The 16,820-nt window shown below is 73.2% G+C and carries 18 protein-coding genes and 2 pseudogenes; 14 read left to right on the top strand and 6 right to left on the bottom strand.

The window, feature by feature from the left end; translation table 11 throughout:
- The 4 genes and pseudogenes from PSH25_RS34185 to PSH25_RS14575 form a co-directional block, all read left to right on the top strand.
- Nucleotides 1-119, top strand: a pseudogene (locus tag PSH25_RS34185) (bifunctional 3-demethylubiquinone 3-O-methyltransferase/2-octaprenyl-6-hydroxy phenol methylase); the annotation flags it as partial.
- Between the two features lie 41 nt (nucleotides 120-160).
- Nucleotides 161-1,327 carry an acyl-CoA dehydrogenase family protein gene (locus PSH25_RS14585; protein ID WP_238659611.1) on the top strand — a complete coding sequence of 389 codons (1,167 nt, stop codon included), beginning with the start codon at nucleotides 161-163 and terminating at the stop codon, nucleotides 1,325-1,327.
- 85 nt (nucleotides 1,328-1,412) lie between these two features.
- Nucleotides 1,413-2,471, top strand: coding sequence for a type III polyketide synthase (locus tag PSH25_RS14580; RefSeq protein WP_372492795.1), 1,059 nt, complete (start codon nucleotides 1,413-1,415; stop codon nucleotides 2,469-2,471).
- A gap of 24 nt (nucleotides 2,472-2,495) precedes the next feature.
- Nucleotides 2,496-3,143, top strand: coding sequence for a hypothetical protein (locus PSH25_RS14575; RefSeq protein WP_238659609.1), 648 nt, complete (start codon nucleotides 2,496-2,498; stop codon nucleotides 3,141-3,143).
- Nucleotides 3,144-3,153: 10 nt separating this feature from the next.
- On the opposite strand, the gene PSH25_RS14570 is transcribed toward PSH25_RS14575, so the two are convergent.
- Nucleotides 3,154-3,849: a hypothetical protein gene (locus tag PSH25_RS14570; RefSeq protein ID WP_238659608.1), complete on the bottom strand. Its 696-nt coding sequence runs from the start codon at nucleotides 3,847-3,849 to the stop codon at nucleotides 3,154-3,156.
- A gap of 328 nt (nucleotides 3,850-4,177) precedes the next feature.
- On the opposite strand from PSH25_RS14570, the gene PSH25_RS14565 reads away from it, so the two are divergent.
- Genes PSH25_RS14565 through PSH25_RS14550 form a run of 4 tightly spaced genes read left to right on the top strand, consistent with a single transcriptional unit; the run spans nucleotide 4,178 to nucleotide 6,953 of the window.
- Nucleotides 4,178-4,663, top strand: coding sequence for a CarD family transcriptional regulator (locus PSH25_RS14565; protein ID WP_007073334.1), 486 nt, complete (start codon nucleotides 4,178-4,180; stop codon nucleotides 4,661-4,663).
- 56 nt (nucleotides 4,664-4,719) lie between these two features.
- Entirely contained in the window at nucleotides 4,720-5,415 is a 696-nt protein-coding gene (ispD, locus tag PSH25_RS14560) for a 2-C-methyl-D-erythritol 4-phosphate cytidylyltransferase (RefSeq protein WP_238659607.1), read from the top strand.
- Nucleotides 5,416-5,428: 13 nt separating this feature from the next.
- A complete protein-coding gene (gene ispF, locus PSH25_RS14555) occupies nucleotides 5,429-5,914 on the top strand; it encodes a 2-C-methyl-D-erythritol 2,4-cyclodiphosphate synthase (RefSeq protein ID WP_196924679.1) in 486 nt (161 codons plus the stop codon).
- 10 nt (nucleotides 5,915-5,924) lie between these two features.
- Entirely contained in the window at nucleotides 5,925-6,953 is a 1,029-nt protein-coding gene (locus PSH25_RS14550) for a tetratricopeptide repeat protein (RefSeq protein ID WP_238659606.1), read from the top strand.
- On the opposite strand, the gene PSH25_RS14545 is transcribed toward PSH25_RS14550, so the two are convergent.
- Nucleotides 6,950-8,116, bottom strand: coding sequence for a homogentisate 1,2-dioxygenase (locus tag PSH25_RS14545; RefSeq protein ID WP_238659605.1), 1,167 nt, complete (start codon nucleotides 8,114-8,116; stop codon nucleotides 6,950-6,952). The two genes, PSH25_RS14550 and PSH25_RS14545, sit on opposite strands and share 4 nt — an antisense overlap.
- A 94-nt stretch (nucleotides 8,117-8,210) precedes the next feature.
- Here PSH25_RS14545 and PSH25_RS14540 point away from each other — a divergent pair, with 94 nt between their 5' ends.
- The 6 genes and pseudogenes from PSH25_RS14540 to PSH25_RS14515 all read left to right on the top strand — a co-directional run bounded on the left by PSH25_RS14540 (nucleotide 8,211) and on the right by PSH25_RS14515 (nucleotide 13,092).
- Entirely contained in the window at nucleotides 8,211-9,080 is an 870-nt protein-coding gene (locus PSH25_RS14540) for a hypothetical protein (RefSeq protein ID WP_238659604.1), read from the top strand.
- Nucleotides 9,077-10,273 (top strand): fumarylacetoacetase, encoded by a 1,197-nt coding sequence (gene fahA / locus PSH25_RS14535; protein WP_238659603.1) that lies wholly within the window; start codon nucleotides 9,077-9,079, stop codon nucleotides 10,271-10,273. The genes PSH25_RS14540 and fahA overlap by 4 nt, the downstream gene beginning before the upstream one ends.
- Nucleotides 10,274-10,449: 176 nt before the next feature.
- Entirely contained in the window at nucleotides 10,450-10,659 is a 210-nt protein-coding gene (locus PSH25_RS14530; protein ID WP_030327888.1) for a DUF397 domain-containing protein, read from the top strand.
- Nucleotides 10,660-10,805: 146 nt separating this feature from the next.
- A pseudogene (locus tag PSH25_RS14525) lies at nucleotides 10,806-11,287 on the top strand (SRPBCC family protein).
- Nucleotides 11,288-11,368: 81 nt separating this feature from the next.
- A complete protein-coding gene (locus PSH25_RS14520) occupies nucleotides 11,369-12,625 on the top strand; it encodes an outer membrane protein assembly factor BamB family protein (RefSeq protein WP_238659602.1) in 1,257 nt (418 codons plus the stop codon).
- Nucleotides 12,626-12,726: 101 nt separating this feature from the next.
- Entirely contained in the window at nucleotides 12,727-13,092 is a 366-nt protein-coding gene (locus PSH25_RS14515; protein ID WP_238659601.1) for an LPXTG cell wall anchor domain-containing protein, read from the top strand.
- Nucleotides 13,093-13,115: 23 nt separating this feature from the next.
- Here the strand turns inward: PSH25_RS14515 and PSH25_RS14510 are convergent, their stop codons facing one another.
- The 4 genes from PSH25_RS14510 to PSH25_RS14495 all read right to left on the bottom strand — a co-directional run.
- Nucleotides 13,116-14,036: a hypothetical protein gene (locus PSH25_RS14510; RefSeq protein ID WP_238659600.1), complete on the bottom strand. Its 921-nt coding sequence runs from the start codon at nucleotides 14,034-14,036 to the stop codon at nucleotides 13,116-13,118.
- Nucleotides 14,037-14,163: 127 nt separating this feature from the next.
- Nucleotides 14,164-14,718: a hypothetical protein gene (locus PSH25_RS14505; protein WP_238659599.1), complete on the bottom strand. Its 555-nt coding sequence runs from the start codon at nucleotides 14,716-14,718 to the stop codon at nucleotides 14,164-14,166.
- A gap of 139 nt (nucleotides 14,719-14,857) precedes the next feature.
- Nucleotides 14,858-15,961 (bottom strand): histidinol-phosphate transaminase, encoded by a 1,104-nt coding sequence (gene hisC, locus PSH25_RS14500; protein WP_238659598.1) that lies wholly within the window; start codon nucleotides 15,959-15,961, stop codon nucleotides 14,858-14,860.
- The coding region (locus PSH25_RS14495; protein ID WP_238659597.1) for an RDD family protein at nucleotides 15,958-16,820 on the bottom strand (863 nt) is incomplete at its 5' end. The genes PSH25_RS14495 and hisC, both read right to left, overlap by 4 nt.

The raw sequence follows: 16,820 nt of genomic DNA, 5'->3' as shown, positions 1-16,820 counted from the left end.
TGCGCCGCGCCCGCGCCGCCGGAACGCCCGGTGCGGTGCCCGCCGGCCGCCCGCCGCGCATCGTGCCGACCCGGTCCACCGCCGTGCTCTACCAGGGCCGGGGGGTCCGCAAAGGATAGTCAGGCCGTGGCGGGGTATGGAACGCCAAGGAGGGGACGAGATGACGGTGCACGCGCTTGAGGCAGCACGCCGGTTGGCGCCGCGGTTCGCCGCGCGGGCGGCCGAGCACGACCGGGACGGTTCCTTCCCCGTGGACGACTTCGCCGACCTGCGCGAGGCCGGACTGTTCGGGCTGATGGTGCCCCGGGCGCTCGGTGGCCTGGGCGCCACCTTCGCCGAGTACGCCGCGGTGGCCACTGAGCTTGCCCGGGGCAACGGTGCGACCGCCCTGGTGTTCAACATGCACGCGTCGGTGACCGGCGCGCTGGGCGCGGTCACCGAGGAGTTGGCCGAGGCGCTGGGCGTACCGGACGAGGCGCTTGTCGCCCGGGACCGGCTGCTCAGCGCGGCGGCGCAGGGCTCCTGGTACGCGGTCGCGATGAGCGAGCGTGGCGCGGGCGCGCGGCTGTCCCAGCTGACCACGGCGTACGAGCCGGTCGACGGGGGCTGGCACCTCAAGGGCAGCAAGACCTTCTGCTCCGGCGCCGGGCACGCGGACGGCTACCTGGTGGCGGCGCGTAGCGCGGCCGACCAGTCGGTGGTCTCACAGTTCCTGGTACCGGCCGGCGACGGGTTGACCGTGGAGCCGACCTGGGACTCGCTCGGCATGCGCGCCACCTCCTCCCACGACCTGCACCTGGACGTCACCGTGCCCGCCGACCGGCTGCTCGGTGGCGTGGAGGGGCTGGCGCTGGTGGTCGCCCAGCTGATGCCGCACTGGCTGGTGGCCAGCTACGCGGCCGTCTACGTGGGGGTCGCCCGTGCGGCGATCGACGCGGCGGCCGAGCACCTCAACGCCCGCAACCTGGCCGGCCTGCCGGCGGTGCGGGCCCGGCTGGGTCGGGCGGACGCGGCGACGGCCGCCGCGCAGCTGGTGGTGGCCGAGGCGGCCCGCCGGGTGGACGAGGCGCCCGGTGACGAGGAGACCAACCGCTGGGTGTGGCGGGCCAAGCTGCTCGCCGGGACGACGGCCGCCGAGGTGGCGGCGTCGGTGCTGGAGGCGGCGGGCACCTCGGCGACCCGCCGTGGTCATCCGCTGGAGCGCCTCTACCGCGACGCCCGCTGCGGCTCGCTGCACCCGGCCACGTCGGATGTCTGCGCCGACTGGCTCGGCATCGCCGCGCTGGGCGGCGACCCGGATCGTGACGGATCGGCACCACGTTGGTGAGCCCGCGGCACCGGGCTCGCACGGAAGAACGACCAGCCGAGGTGGCTGGTGGGACGGCCAGGGGGAGGACAGCATCTGACGAGAGGTGGGGATCGTGTTCGTACCAGTGATCGCGGGGCTCGGGACAGCGCAGCCGCCGTCCGCTTCGCAGGACGAGTTGTGGGAGGGCTTCTTCTCCCGGCACTTCTCCGGCACCACCCGGTCGTTGGCCCAGCGAATCTTCGCCAACTCGGGGGTGACCCGGCGGCAGGCCGCGGTCAACCCGCTGCTGGAGGACGTCTCGGACTGGCCGACCGAGCGCCGGATGCGCCGCTACCAGGTGGAGGCGCTACCGCTGGGAAAGGAGGCGGTGGGTCGCGCGTTGACTGCGGCCGGGCTGAGCGCCGGTGACATCGGGCTGTTCATCGTCTGCTCCTGCACCGGGTACGCCACCCCCGGGCTGGACATCCTGCTCGCCCGGGACCTGGGCATGGCCGCGGACACCCAGCGGATGTTCATCGGCCACATGGGCTGTTACGCGGCGTTGCCGGGGCTCGGTGCGGCGAGCGACTTCGTCACCGCCCGGGGGCGTCCGGCGCTACTACTCTGCGCGGAGCTGACCAGCCTGCACATCCAGCCGTCCAGCGCCCGGGTGGACACCCAGCAGATCGTCTCCCACGCGCTCTTCTCGGACGCCGCGGTCGCCGCCGTGGTCGTTCCGGGCGGCCGGGGGTACGCGGTGCGTGAGGTCACCGCCGTCACCGACACCTCGACCGCCGACCACATGACCTGGGACGTCACCGACGCGGGGTTCCGGATGGGGTTGTCGCCGAAGGTGCCGCAGGTGCTGTCGAGGCACGTGCGCGGGCTGGTCGACGACCTGTTGGCCCGGCACGGCGTCACCAGCTCCGAGGTGGACGGTTGGGCGGTGCACCCGGGCGGGCCGCGGATCCTCAACGTGGTCGAGCGGGAGTTGGCGCTGCCCCCGCTGGGGCTGGCGGCGTCCCGGGCGACGCTGGACGAGCACGGCAACTGCTCGTCGCCGACCGTACTGCTGATCCTGGACCGGTTGGGTCGGGCGACCCCGGCGGCTCGACGCGTCGTCATGTTGGCCTTCGGCCCCGGCCTCACCCTGTACGCCGCCCTGCTCGATCGACAGGACTGAACCTCCGGCCGGTACGCTCGGAGGGTGGATGCGACGGCGGACGACCGGCTGCGCTCGGTGGTGCTGTTTGGTGCCGCGGTGGCCGTCCTGGTCGTCGGTGCCGGGTGGTGGCGTGCCGCCGCGCCCGCGTCGACGGCCGGGGCGGCTGTCCCTTCGGCGGCGGCGGTGCCATCGGTCGGGCCGAGCGTCAGCACCCCGATGGAACGTCTCCTCGCGGTTGAGGAGCCCGACGAGCGGGTGACGGTGCGGATGGACCCCAACACCGGCGAGGTCCTCCGGGTGCGCAGCGACTCGCGGGTGGTGATCGACCCGGCGACCGGCTCGATCACCGACATCGAGGGCGATCCCGCGGTGCTCTTCCCGGCGGGTGACCTGCCGTCGTTCCAGGAGACGATCTGGCGGGAGGAGCGGGACCTCGCTCCCGGTCAGGGGCTGACCCGGCAGGCCGGCAACGACGGCGCCCGCTACCTGCTCCAGTACCGGTGCACCCGCGCAGGCGCGCTGGCGGTGACGAGCACCGAAGCCAAGATCAACGGTCCCGCGCGCATCGACTGCGACGGCACGATCGCCCATGCCGACGTGCTGCCCGGTGGCGGGCCGTTCCGGTTGTCGCTGTCGGCCGTCGACCGGCCCATCGACATCCAGGCGCAGCTCGTCGCCCTGCCCCGGTAGGCGCGGCGGGTCAGGCCGCCAGGGCGCTCAGGTCGTTCCGGTAGGTCTCGACCGTGCCCAGCTCGGGCAGCACCCGGGTCACCGTGCCGGCCCGGTCGACCAGCAGGGCGGTCGCTGCGCCGGGGCGGGCCGGTTGACCGAGGAACGAGCGGAGCCCTCCGGCGGGGTCGGCCAAGGCGCGAGCCCGCCGCTCGCTGGTGGGCCCGGCCGGGACGGTCCGGCCTCCGGTGACGGTGACCACGGAGACGCCGGCGGGCGCGGCCGCCAGGGCGTCGGTGACGCGGTCCGGGCAGGGGCAGCCGTCCAGCAGAATGATCATGGCGGGTAGCAGGCCGCGCAGGGGCACGGGCGCGTCGTCCGCGTCGACCAGGTCCAGTGCGGGCAGCGCCCGACCGGTGAGGGTCGCGGGCGGCGCGTAGGGGGCCGGGGTCGGCCGGTCGGTGCCGCGGTTGGCCCGGGGCCAGGTGACCACCAGCAGACCGGCCAGCGTGGTGAGGACCGCCACCAGCAGAACCAGCAGCGGCAGGGCCAGAGCCCGGTGACCGCCCCCCGGGAGGCCGGTGGCCCGGCGCAGCTCACGGCGGACCTGGGCGGCCTCGGCGGCCAGCGCGGAGGCGTCGTCGGGAACCACCACGCGGCCCCATTCGGGCGGAAGGCCGGGCAGGCCGTCGGCTGGCCCGTGACCCTCTGCGTCCGGCTTGCCCATCGGACCTCCTGGAAGCGTCTCGAGAGCGGAGTGCGGCTCGGTCTCCAGGGTCGCGCACCAGGGCCTCCTCCCGCTACATCTGGGCGCGGTCCTGCTGGCCGGGCTACCATGGGAGGAGCGCATAGCCCTTGATCTCGACGTTCTGTTCACCCGTACCGGGCAGTCATTTGTGCGTTACGGAGCGTGTTCGAACCATCGGTTTGACCGCCTGTCAAGCTGAAGCAAGACCTCTCACAGGGCCCCTGAGCTGCGCCAACGGTCAGGACATCGGTGAGACATCGGTGCCTGAGCGTGTTACCCTAGACACAGCGAAAGGGGTTTCGAACCTATGGTTTTCAGTGTCGGCGAGACCGTTGTTTACCCCCACCACGGGGCCGCACTCATCGAGGCAATCGAGACTCGGGTCATCAAGGGCGAGCCTAAGCAATACCTCGTCCTGAGGGTCGCGCAGGGTGACCTGACGGTCCGGGTGCCGGCCGAGAACGCCGAGATCGTGGGCGTCCGTGAGGTGGTCGGCGAAGAGGGCCTCGGTAAGGTCTTCGACGTTCTGCGGGCTCCGCACACCGAGGAGCCGACCAACTGGTCGCGGCGTTACAAGGCCAATCTGGAAAAGCTGGCTTCCGGCAACCCGCTGAAGGTCGCCGAGGTCGTGCGTGACCTGTGGCGCCGGGAGCGGGAGCGGGGCCTCTCTGCGGGCGAGAAGCGGATGCTCGCCAAGGCCCGCGACATTCTCGTCGGCGAGGTCGCGCTGGCCGAGAAGAGCACCAAGGATGAGGCGGAGACGCTGCTCGACAAGGTCCTCACCGAGGCCTAGTCCGCACAGCATCGTCGTACCCACTCCGTAGTGAAGAAACCACCGAGGACCGCGACGTGACCGCGCAGCTCAATCCGCGCGGTGACGTCGCGGTCCTCGTGCCTGCGGCGGGTGCCGGCGTACGGCTCGGCCCCGGCCGACCCAAGGCGCTGCGCCTGCTCGCCGGTGAGCCGCTGTTGGTGCACGCCGTGCGTCGACTGGCCGCCGCGCCCTCGGTGCACACCATCGTGGTGGCCGCGCCGGCCGCCGAGGTGCAGGCCGTCCGCGAGTTGTTGGCCCCGGTCGCACCGGTGATCGTGGTGCCCGGCGGTGCGGAACGGCAGGCGTCGGTGGCCGCCGCGCTGGCCGCGGTGCCCGCCGGCCCGACGATCGTCCTGGTGCACGATGCCGCCCGCGCGCTCACCCCTCCTGAGCTGGTCGAATCCGTCGCGGCGGCGGTCCGTGGCGGGCGTGACGCGGTGATCCCGGTCCTGCCGGTCGTCGACACCATCAAGGAAGTCGGTGCCGACGAGGTGGTGCTCGGCACCGTCGACCGGTCCGCCCTGCGCGCGGTGCAGACCCCGCAGGGTTTCCGTCGGGCCGTGCTCAGCGCCGCGCACGCCGCGGCCGGTGACTCCCTCACCGACGACGCCGGGCTGGTCGAGAAGCAGGGCGTCGCGGTGAGCTGCGTGCCCGGCTCGGAGTACGCCCTGAAGATCACCCGACCGTTCGACCTGGCCCTGGCCGAGCACCTGCTTGCCGCGGCCGGTTGACGCGTACCCTCTGATCATGATCGTTCCCCGGGTGGCCATCGGCACCGACGTGCACGCGTTCGAGCCGGGCCGGCCCTGCTGGGTGGCCGGGCTGCTCTGGCCTGACCAGGACGGTCTCGCCGGGCACTCGGACGCCGACGTGGCCGCGCACGCCGCCTGCAACGCGCTGCTCTCCGCCGCCGGGCTCGGTGATCTGGGCTCCGCTTTCGGGGTGGGCCAGCCGGAGTGGGCCGGCGCGTCCGGGGTGGCGCTGCTGACCGAGACGGCCCGCCGGGTGCGGGCCGCCGGCCTGGAGATCGGCAACGTGTCCGTGCAGGTCATCGGCAACCGCCCCAAGATCGGCCGGCGTCGTGCGGAGGCGCAGGAGGTCCTCTCCGCCGCGGTCGGTGCCCCGGTCACCGTTTCGGCGGCGACCACCGACGGGCTCGGCTTCGCCGGCCGCGAGGAAGGGTTGGCCGGGGTCGCGGTGGCTCTGGTGTACGACGCGCCGGCCGCCTAAGCTCGCCGCGATGTCCAGCGACCCCGCACCCGACCAGTCCGCCGCCGACGGTTACGTCCAGCGGGCCCAACTCCTCGCCGAACTCGGCCGCTACGACGAGGCGGCCGGCGAGCTGGCCTACGGGTTGGCCCTCCAACCGGATGACGTGGACGCGCTCACCATGCTGGCCCGGGTGCACCTGGCCGCCGACCGCCCGGCCGAGGCGCTCACCGCCGCCGACACGGCCGTGGCCGCCGCGCCGGAGGCGCTGCCGCCGCTGGTCGCCCGAGGCATGGCCCTGTCCGACCTGGAGCGCTACAGCGAGTCGGCGGCCACCGCCGACCGGATCATCGCCCTCGGCCCGACCGACGCGTACGCCCAGCGGAGCGCGGCGGCGATCCTGGCCGGCGCCCGCAACGGTCAGCCGGCGCTGAACGCGGCCTGGCGCGGTGTCGAGTTGGCCCCGCAGGAGCCGCAGGCGCACCTGGTGCTCAGCCTGGTCGCCGCCCGGCTGGACCTGTTCGACCTGGCCGAGCGGGCCTACCGGGAGGCGCTGCGGCTCGACCCGCGCATCGGCGAGGCCGGCCACGACGTGGGGGTCATGCGGCTGGAGCAGCGCCGCTGGTCGGAGGCGCTGGAGCACGTCGCCGAAGCGGTGACGGTCAGCCCGAGCCGGATCGACTCGCCACGGACCCTCGCGTACGGGCTGCACCGCCTGGTGCTCTACGGCGCGGGCTGGTCGCTGGTGGCGGCGGTGCTGGTGGCGTTCGCGGCGTCGGCGGGCGACGGGTTCTCCCGCATCCTGGCGGTGCTCGCCGCGCTCACCGGCGGAATCGTCGTCTGGCAGCTCGCGGCCCGGCTGCCGGGGCTGACCCGGACCGTCCTGCCCGCCCTGCTGCACGCGGACCGCGCGATGGCCCTGGCCATCTACGCCGTGGCCGCCGCGCCGCTGCTGCTGCTGGTGTACGCCATGGTCGGTACCCCGTGGCCCCTGGTGCTGGCCATCGCCGTCACGGCGGTGGCCGAGTTCGCCGTCTTCACCAGAACCGCCATCCGCTAACCGCGACGCGCCCAGGTCCAGGCGTATCCCTCGTCTTCGCAGGCGCTGGCGGCCTCGCACAGATCCAGCGGGCGGAACGTGTCGACCATGACTGCCAACTCGTCGAAGTAGTCCGCGCCGATGGAACGCTCGGCGGCACCCGGCTGGGGGCCGTGGGTGAAGCCGGACGGGTGCAGTGAGATCGAGCCCTGCTCGATGCCGGAGCCGCGCCGCGCCTCGTAGTTGCCCCCGGTGTAGAAGAGCATCTCGTCGGAGTCGACGTTGTGGTGGTTGTACGGCACCGGGATCGACTGCGGGTGGTAGTCGACCTTGCGCGGCACGAACGAGCAGATGACGAAGTTGGGCCCCTGGAAGGTCTGGTGCACCGGCGGGGGCTGGTGGATGCGGCCGGTGATCGGCTCGAAGTCGTGGATGGAGAACGCCCACGGGTAGAGGTGCCCGTCCCAGCCGACCACGTCGAACGGGTGGTGCGCGTAGACGTAGCGGGTCCACCCGCGCCGGTGCCGGACCAGCACCTCGACCTCCTCGCCGTCGACGAGCAGTGGGGCGTCGGGGCCGCGGACGTCCCGCTCGCAGTACGGCGAGTGCTCCAGGAACTGGCCGCGTACGGAGAGGTAGCGCTTGGGCGGGCCGATGTGCCCGGACGCCTCGACGGCGAGCAACCGGACGGGCTGGTCGCCGGTGGGCACCAGCCGGTGGATGGTCGAGGTGGGAATGACGACGTAGTCGCCGGCGACCGCGTCCAGCACCCCGAACGGGGACTCGACCCGCAGGGTGCCCGACTCGACGTAGAGGCACTGGTCGCCGGTGGCGTCGCGGAACAGCGGCGAGGGCCGGTCGGCGAGGACGTAACCGATCCGTACGTCGTCGTTGGCGAGCAGGTACTGCCGGCCGAGGACGGGGTCGGAGCCGCCGGTGTCCAGTTTGTGGGTGCGCAGGTGGCGGGGCTTGAGCGGCAGGTTCGGCGCCCGGGTGAACGCGGGCGGGGTGAACTCGTCGGCGGCCAGGATCGCGGTGGGCGCGTACCGGTGGTAGAGCAGGGACGAGTCGGAGGAGAAGCCCTCCTGGCCCATCAGCTCCTCGGCGTAGAGGCTGCCGTCGGGTTGCCGGAACTGGGTGTGGCGCTTGCGCGGCACCTCGCCGACGCTGCGGTAATACGGCATCTCGCCTCCCGATATGTCCCGTTCACCGGCCGAAGGCGTCCGATAATCGGACGCTGTTGTCCGTTCCTCGTAGCGTCCCGTACATTCTTGTTCCGTGTCAACGCAGGTGCCCGCACTCCTCCACGGCCTGGTGGACGACGCCGCCGTCTTCCCGCCGGGCAGCGCCGCGCTGCCCGACGCCCTGGCCGCCCACCGCCAGCACCGCGCCGCCTGGTACGCCGACCTGGTCGGCCCGCTGCTGATCCCCGCCTCGGAGGTGGCCGCCGGTGAGCTGAGCGGTCTCGTCGACCCGGGCGAGGGCCTGGTGGTCGGCGTGATCGGTGACACCGGGGTCGGGAACCTGCCGTTCGCGCTGTCGTTTCTCGCCCCGGACGGCGTCACCGCGCGTCAGGTCGAGGTGGCGGTCGCCAAGCGCGGTGAGGACCCGCTGCCCGGCATCGCCGAGTTGCTGCGGCTGACCGACGCGCTACCGGGCGTGGAGGCCGTCTACGCCGAGCTGCCGCTGACCTTCGGGCTGATGGGCGCGCTGGACGCGCTGGTCGCCGCGCGGGCCGACGGGGTGCCGATCGCGGCCAAGTTCCGCACCGGCGGCCTGGCCGCCGAACTCTTCCCCACCCCGACCGAGCTGGCCACGGTGATCTGCGCCTGCCGGGACCGGGCGCTGCCGTTCAAGCTCACCGCCGGGCTGCACCAGGCGGTACGCCACCTGGACCCGGAGACCGGGTTCACCCACCACGGCTACGCCAACGTGCTGGCCGCGACCCTGGCCGCCGCCGACGGTGACGGCGTGCGCTCGGTCGCCGAGCTGCTGACCATGGTCGATCCGCGTCCCCTGGTGGAGCGCGCGACGGCCCGGCTGGACGCGCCTCGCCCCCTGTGGGTGGGCTTCGGCTCGTGCAGCATCCTGGAACCACTTACCGATCTGATCCGGCTTGGGCTGGTGAACGGGGGGTACGACGCATGACCTGGGTGACCGGCGCCGACGGTTCGCCGTACGGGGTGACGAACCTGCCGTACGGGGTGTTCCGGCAGAACGGGGGTCCGTCGCGGATCGGCGTACGGATCGGGTCCTGGGTCTTCGACCTCGCCGCGGCGGAGGCCGCCGAGCTGGTGCTGGCCGCCGGCACGCTGTGCCGGCCCGTGCTGAACGACTTCATGGCGCTGGGCCGTCCGCAGTGGACGGCGGTGCGGCAGCGGATCACCGAGCTGCTGACCGACCCGGCGCACCGGGCCGCGGTGGAGCCACTGCTGGTGCCCCTCGACGACGTGGAACTGCTGCTCCCCATCGAGGTGGCCGACTACGTCGACTTCTACTCATCCGTTCACCACGCGTCGAACGTCGGGCAGATCTTCCGCCCCGGCCAGCCGCCGCTGCTGCCCAACTGGAAGCACCTGCCGATCGGCTACCACGGGCGGGCCGGCACGGTTGTCGTCTCCGGCACGCCGGTGACCCGGCCGACCGGGCAGCGGGCCTCCGCCGAGGGCCCGGTCACCGGCCCATCGGTACGCCTCGACATCGAGGCCGAGGTCGGCTTCGTGGTGGGCGTACCCAGCGCGATGGGCGATCGGGTTTCCGTGGACGACTTCGCCGAGCACGTCTTCGGTGTGGTGCTGGTCAACGACTGGTCGGCCCGGGACATCCAGGCCTGGGAGTACCAGCCACTCGGCCCGTTCCTGGGCAAGTCGTTCGCCACCTCGGTCTCGGCCTGGGTGACGCCGCTGGACGCGCTCGGTGACGCCTTCGTGCCGGCCCCCGACCAGGACCCGCCGGTGGTCGACTACCTGCGGGACGTGCCGCACCTGGGTCTGGACCTCCGCCTGTCGGTGGAGTGGAACGGCGAGCAGGTCAGCGAGCCCCCGTTCGCCACCATGTACTGGACCCCCGCGCAGCAGTTGGCGCACCTCACCGTCAACGGTGCCTCGCTGCGTACCGGCGACCTGTACGCCTCCGGCACCGTCTCCGGCCCGGACCGGGGGCAGGTCGGGTCCTTCCTGGAACTGACCTGGGGAGGGGCTGAGCCGGTCAAGGTGGGCGGTGAGAGCCGCACCTTCCTCGACGACGGCGACACGGTGACCATCACGGCCACCGCCCCCGGCCCGGACGGCACCACCATCGCCCTCGGTGAGGTATCCGGCACGGTTCGTCCGGCCCGCTGAGCGGGCAACCGCCATCCGTCTCGTGCACGGGACCCGTGATCGCACCGGCTGTGCGATCACCGGCCCTTGTTGATCCGTTGATCGTCCGGATTCCGTTGCCACGCCGCGCAATCCGAGCCGGGTTCTGCCCGGCCGTCAGCGGTGGGGCAATCCCGACGCACACGGAGGTAACGACGATGCACGATCTTGCGGGCGCGGTCTGGCGTACCAGCAGCCGCTCAAACGACCAGGGGCTCTGCGTGGAAGTGGCGGACAACCTGGTCGATGTCCATGGTCTGGTCGGGGTCCGCGACTCCAAGGACCAGGCCGGTCCCACACTCGCGGTCAGCCCGCCGGGGTGGACAGCGTTCATCGGTGCGATTCGGGCCGGTCGCTTCGAACGCTGACCGGCGCTTCGGCACCGGTCGACGACGACCGGTGCCGAGGCGACCGTCCAATCGGACAACGTGGCCTCCGGGTGGTGGAAATTCCGTCCCGGGGGCCCCGTCCGGCCCTCACTCCGCGTACCGTCGGGGACACGGGGAGGGGTGGCATGTCGACGGTGGCGATTACCGGGATCATCGAGGCGCACGCTGTCGACGTCTGGCGTCTGCTGACCGACCTGCCCGGCCGCGCGGCCCGGCTGACCGCAGCCGGCCCGATCGAGGTGCTCACGCCGGGTTCGTTCGGGCCGGGCACCTCCTGGCGCGAGGAGCGCGTCCAGCCGGGCGGCGGCACGCTGACCGAGGAGTTCCTGGTGGTCGAGGCGTTCGCGCCGCAGCGACTGGTGCTCTGCTCCTCCGGTGCCGGCGCGGACTACCGGATCACCTGGAGCCTGCGGCCGGTTCGCCGCCGCCGTCGGGGTTGCACAGCGGTCACCGTCACCCAGGAGGCGGTGCCGACCGCTCCGTACGGTCGGGTGGTGGCGCTGCTGCTCGGCGGTTGGCCGCGCGGGCGGTCGAGGCGGCCCTCTGGCGTGATCTCGCCGACCTGGCCGTCGCGGCCGGTGCCACCGGCACCGTCGAAGCCGCCTGAACACCAGCCGGTCAGCCCTCGCCGTGACCTGAACGGGGCCCGGCCCTCTCCGCTGGGTAGGGTGCCGGGCGGAGGTGCGGCATGAGGTTCCCGAGAGGCCGGCGACGGCTCGTGATCGCGGTCGCGGCGCTGCTCGCGACGGCGGCCGTCGCGGTCATCGTGCACCGGGTCCTCGCGCCGGCCGAGGTGAGCACGGTGGCGCGGGCCGACTATCCGGCCCCGGCCCGACCGGCCGCCGGAGTGATCGGCCGGTTGCCGGTCGCCCCGTTGATCGTCGACGGGAGGCTGCGGGTGTACGCCGCACACCGCCAGGTCTACGCCGACCGGCCGGTCGACGGGCGGTACCGGACCAGCCCGTACTGGTCGTACCGACGGTGGCCGGCGGAGCTGACCGCGGTGGTGGCCAGCGGCAGCACGGTGGTCAGCCGCTGGTCGGACGGGCAACTTGTCGCACTGGACGCCCGGACGGGCGGGGTGCTCTGGCGAACCGACGGCCCAAAGCCCGCCAAGAGCACGGCGGTGGTGCGGCGGACCTGGGCGGCGACGGTCTGGGATGCGCCCGGGCTCCAGCTCACCGACCTCCCCGACGGGCGGGTCGTGCTGGTGGTGAGCGGGGAGGCCCAGGCGCGTGGGGTCGAGCTGAGCGGCGGTCGGGAGCTGTGGCGGGTCGAGTTGCCGGGGAGGTGCCGCAGCGATGTCGGCACCACCGCCGCCGGGCAGCTGATCGGTCTGGACGCCTGCGCCGGGGCGGCCACGGTCGAGTTGCGGGACGCGGCGACGGGCGCGGTGCGGGAGCGTTGGCGACCGCCGAACGGCCCGGACGCGTTGGTGGTGACGCCGCTCGGCTGTCGTACCGGCCGGTCGGACTGTCTGGGGTTGCGGACCGCCGGGCCGGGCGACGAGGGTGGTCGGGGTTGGCTGTTGGGTGCCGGCCCGCCGGTCGCCGCCCCGACGCTGGACCCGGCCGGCGCCGTGCTGGTCGGTGAGCAGTCCGTCGCCGTGCTCGACGGGGTCGCGGTGGGTCGATCCGCGCGCACGGGCACTGAGCTGTGGCGGTCCGTGGGCCTGGGCGCGGCCCGGGTCTTGGCCGGGCAGTCGGGCCGGGTGCACCTGCTGACCGAGGCGAACGAGCTGGTGACGCTGGATCCGGTGACCGGTGGGCAGTTGTCCCGCTTCGTGCTCAATGTCGGCTCGGACGGAACCGGCTGGGCACCCGGAGCGGTGACGGCCGAGGACGGGTTCGTCGCGGTCGAGCGGCTCCGCAAGCCCGTCGACCCCTCCGGCGACGATCGGCGCTACTACTACACCGGGGAGACGGTGATCCTGGCCGCCACCTGATCGTGGCGTCTTCGACGTCGGAACACCCAACCAGTTCATTCCCTTTGTCCTAAAAGGGTATGTTTTTCACGGTTCGGGTTTCCGGTGGAAGGGGTCGGCGCATGGCCAGGACAGCAGCCAACTACCTGGTGGGCGGCGCGCTCGCCGCCACCGCGAGCCTGGCGTTGGCGGTGTCGCCGGTGCTGGCCGCCGCCGACCCTGCCTCGGCGCGCGGGATCAGCGCCGCCCGGGCCGAGTCGTCGGCGGACACCGGGGTCACCTTCGAGATCGTGCCGGCGTCGCCCACCCCACCCCCGACCCAACCGCCACCCACGTCCACGCCGACGGCGCCACCCCAACCCCCGCCCAGCCACGGCGGCGAGTTGCCGGTGACCGGGCCGGGCGGGTCGGTGTTGCTGCTCGCCGTGCTGGGCGCAGCCCTGATCGTCGTCGGGTGGTTCGCCGCCCCCCGGAGGCGGCCGAGCTGACCGGGGCCGGGCTGTAGGCACGGTCACCGACCGGCCGCGACGCGTTCCCTCGGACTGCCGGTGGGAGGCCGACCGGACCGGGAACGGCGGGCCAGTACGGCAAGGCCGACGACCAGCAGCAGGACCGCGACGGCCGCCGCCACCGTCCATCCGGAGACGATTCGGGAGATGACACTGCCCCGTTTTCCGACCTGACCAGCGTCGGGGAACGTGATCTGCGCGGTGAGGCTCCGCTTCACCAGGCCGCTCTCCAGGTTCACCTCGGCTTTCCAGGGGCCGTTCGGCAACGCGGCCGGAAGTCGGGCGATGACCTGCCCGGACGCGCCCGGTGCGAGCGTGACGCCCTGCCCGACCGGAAACGGGCCGGCCCGGCTGCCGGCCGGGCCGTCGGTGAGGGCGACCGCGCCGGTCAGGTCGACGGCACGGCCCCCGGTGTTGCTGACCTGGACGGTCAGCGACGGTTCGCCCTCGGGGCTGCGGGCCGGGCGCACCTCACCGATCGAGAAGTCGGAGGGGGGTTCGCCACCGGGCCCGATGTCGAGGTACATCCGGACTCCGACCCGGTGGACCTGCATGATCTCGCCGCCGGCCCGGGGGGTTGAGGCGGTGGACGCCCAGACCACCCCGTAGCGCTCGCCCCGGGAGGCGGCCGACGGCACCGTGATGGTCGCTCGGACCCGGGTCTCGCCCCACGGACCCAGTTCCACCGAGCGCTCGTCGAGGGTGACCCACGAGGTCAGCTCGTTCTCGGCGCGACCCTCACCGAAGTGGAACGCCGCATCCTTGAGGGTCGCGGCCGCCGGATACACGTCGACCCGCCGGGTCTGGTCGGTGCGGTTGACGATCAGCAGTTGCCGCTTGATGGTGGTGCCCGGCGGCAGGTGGTCGACGATGTAGCGCAGCGCCCGGGGGTCGGTGCGGCGCTCGGTCGGGGCCTCCAGCAACCGGATCCCGATGGCGCCGTCGTCCGATCCCGCATCCGGTTCGACCGCGCCGGCCCGGGTCGACAGACCCGGACCGGCGAGGCAGAACAGGGCGAGCGCGACCGCGATGGTCGACCGCCCCCGGCGGCTACGCCACGGAATGCGTCACCGTGCCGGTGTAGATCCCCGCGATGCTGTCCAGCGGGACGTTGACCTCCAGGGTGGGGTTCCAGCTGGCGGTGTTGCCGCCGGTGCCGCCGCTGTGGGTGAACGCGGTGAGCGGGGTGACGCTTGACAGCGGCTGGGCGTTGCCGGCGGTGGCCTGCCCCGCCGTGAAGGTGCCGTTGCCGGTGGTCGCCGTCTCCGGGCCGGACCAGTAGTCGATCTCCTCGGGGAGGACCGTCTCGGGCGGTGAGCCGCCGCCGGTCTGGAAGACACTCGCGGTCACCGAGGCGACCCAGGAGGCGTCGGTGGCACCTCGGGAGTCGGTCACCGTCACCACGCCGAGCTGGCCGGTGATGACGCCACCGGGGGCGCCGTCACCGAGGTCGGCAGTGGCCGGCGCGACGATGTCGAGGGTGCCGGCGAGAACCTCGAAGGTGGTGTCGGTGGTGTCGGTGGGCGCGGCGGCAGCCGGCGCGGCGAGGAATCCCACCATCGCCGCGGCGGCCGCCCCGGCCAGACAGATCTTGGCAGTACGCACTGTGGTTTACCCCGTTCTCGAAGTGAGCCGGACGCGATCCTCGGCACGTCTGGCTACTTCGCAAGATAAGGCAAACCAAGGACGAAACCGGACAAACGGCTCATCCGTCACGACTTGGTCACAGGCGACCGGCCGTTGCTCAGGTCAGCGCCGCCTCCGCGGCGGCCAGGAACGCGTCGTTCTCGGCCGGGGTGCCGATGGTGACCCGAACCCCGTCCCCGGCGAACGGCCGCACGATCACCCCGCGCGACTCGCACGCCTTGCCGAACGCCACGGCCCGCTCGGCCAGCGGTAGCCAGACGAAGTTGGCCTGACTCGTCGGCACCTCGGGCACGAACTTGCGCATCGCCTCGGTGACCCGGTCCCGCTCGGCGACGACCAGGGCGCAGCGGCGCTCCATCTCGGCGGCCTGGGTCAGCGCGGCGAGCGCCCCGGCCTGAGCTGCCGTGCTGCTGGAGAACGGGGTCGCCACCTTACGGATGGCGGCGGCCACCACCGGCTGGGCAACCAGCCAACCCATTCGCAGCCCGGCGAGCCCCCACGCCTTCGACAGCGTGCGCAGCACCGCCACGTTGGGCCGGTCCAGGTAGTCGAGACCGTCCGGCACCTCCGGGTCGGTGACGAACTCCCGGTACGCCTCGTCGATCACCACCAGCACGTCGTCCGGCACCGCGTCGAGGAACCGGTCCAGCTCGGCTCGGCGCACCGCCGTACCGGTGGGGTTGTTCGGGTTGCAGACGAAGATCACCCGGGTCCGGTCGGTCACCGCCGCGGCCATCGCCGCCAGGTCGTGCCCGTGCCCGGCGTCGTTGGGCACCCGCACGCTTGTCGCGCCGCTGGTCGCCACGATGATCGGGTACGCCTCGAAGGACCGCCACGAGTACAGCACCTCGTCACCGGGCAGGCAGGTGGCCCGCACCAGGTGCTCGGCGAGCGCCACCGAACCGCAGCCGGTGGCGATCCGGTCCGCGTCCACCCCGTACCGCTGGGCCAGCGCGTCGCGCAACGCGACCACGCCCATGTCCGGGTAGCGGTGCGAGGTGGTGATCGCCTCGGTGACCGCCTCCACCACGCCGGGCAGCGGCCCGTACGGCACCTCGTTGCTGGCCAGCTTGATGGCCTCCGGCAGGCCCAACTCGCGGGCCAGGTCGGCGGGGCTGCGCCCCGGCACGTAGCTGGGCAGGGCGTCCAGGTCGACGCGGGTCAGCCGCAGCGCCGGCTGGTGACGTCCGGAGTCGGTCATGGGGTGTCTCCCGGGGGCTGGTCGTTCGAGGGGGCGGCATCGGTGCGGTAGGGGACCTCGACGACCACCGTCTGCGCGCGCTTGTCGTGCAGCGCCTGACGCAGGGGGTGGTCGAAGAGGGGGGAGAGAGCATCGACCAGTTGCAGCACCAGGCCGAGCCCGACGCAGTACCAGAGCAGGGTTGGCAGGCCCAGCGTGCTCCACCGGCTCAGCGCGCGGCGGACGCCCAGCGGCTGGTCGGCGGCCATCGGCACCGCCCGGATCCGCATCACCCGCTTGCCGACGGTCTGCCCGCCGGAGGCCATGGTCGGCACCTCGTACGCCAGCCACAGCGCGGTGGCGATCAGCAGGATCGCCACCAGCAGGGAACCGGCCTGCTCACCGGGCATCGGCAGGCCCTCGGCGGAGGAGTCACCCCGCGCCGCGCGCCGGAAGACCTCCTGCCAGTACGGCGCCCACTCCTGTGCCCAACGCCAGACGAACCAGCCGTTGACGACCACGTTCAGTGCGAAGACGAGGCCGAAGTCGATCAGCCGGGCGACGAACCTCCGGCCGTAGCCGGCCAGCCGGAGGCCGTGCGGTCGCGGCTCGGGCGGTCGTCCGGGCCAGCCGGGATGACCGGCCGGAGGCGCCCAGCCGGGAGGGGCACCCGGCGGAGTCCAGCCCGGCGGACCGCCCTGCGGGCCCCAGCCAGGGGGGCCAGCCTGTGGTCCCCAGCTCGGGCCCTGTCCCGGTTGCGGGCCGTACCCCGGGGGTGGGCCGTACCCCGGCTGTTGGTCGTGCTGCGGCGGCCAGCCCGGCGCGGGGGGCGCCGAGGCGGGGGTTGCCGAGCCGGGGGTTGTCGACGGAACCGCCGCCT

This window comes from Micromonospora foliorum (genome assembly GCF_022229015.1).
In the GTDB taxonomy this organism is placed as follows: Bacteria; Actinomycetota; Actinomycetes; order Mycobacteriales; family Micromonosporaceae; genus Micromonospora; species Micromonospora foliorum.
This window is presented reverse-complemented; position numbering and strand designations above follow the sequence as displayed.

Excerpts from the sequence above, each read along its gene's own strand:
- PSH25_RS14585 (WP_238659611.1), top strand. The coding sequence starts at position 161 with ATGACGGTGCACGCGCTTGAGGCAGCACGCCGGTTGGCGCCGCGGTTC.
- PSH25_RS14570 (WP_238659608.1), bottom strand. The coding sequence starts at position 3,849 with ATGGGCAAGCCGGACGCAGAGGGTCACGGGCCAGCCGACGGCCTGCCC.
- PSH25_RS14565 (WP_007073334.1), top strand. The coding sequence starts at position 4,178 with ATGGTTTTCAGTGTCGGCGAGACCGTTGTTTACCCCCACCACGGGGCC.
- PSH25_RS14550 (WP_238659606.1), top strand. The coding sequence starts at position 5,925 with ATGTCCAGCGACCCCGCACCCGACCAGTCCGCCGCCGACGGTTACGTC.
- PSH25_RS14545 (WP_238659605.1), bottom strand. The coding sequence starts at position 8,116 with ATGCCGTATTACCGCAGCGTCGGCGAGGTGCCGCGCAAGCGCCACACC.
- fahA (WP_238659603.1), top strand. The coding sequence starts at position 9,077 with ATGACCTGGGTGACCGGCGCCGACGGTTCGCCGTACGGGGTGACGAAC.
- PSH25_RS14530 (WP_030327888.1), top strand. The coding sequence starts at position 10,450 with ATGCACGATCTTGCGGGCGCGGTCTGGCGTACCAGCAGCCGCTCAAAC.
- PSH25_RS14520 (WP_238659602.1), top strand. The coding sequence starts at position 11,369 with ATGAGGTTCCCGAGAGGCCGGCGACGGCTCGTGATCGCGGTCGCGGCG.
- PSH25_RS14515 (WP_238659601.1), top strand. The coding sequence starts at position 12,727 with ATGGCCAGGACAGCAGCCAACTACCTGGTGGGCGGCGCGCTCGCCGCC.
- hisC (WP_238659598.1), bottom strand. The coding sequence starts at position 15,961 with ATGACCGACTCCGGACGTCACCAGCCGGCGCTGCGGCTGACCCGCGTC.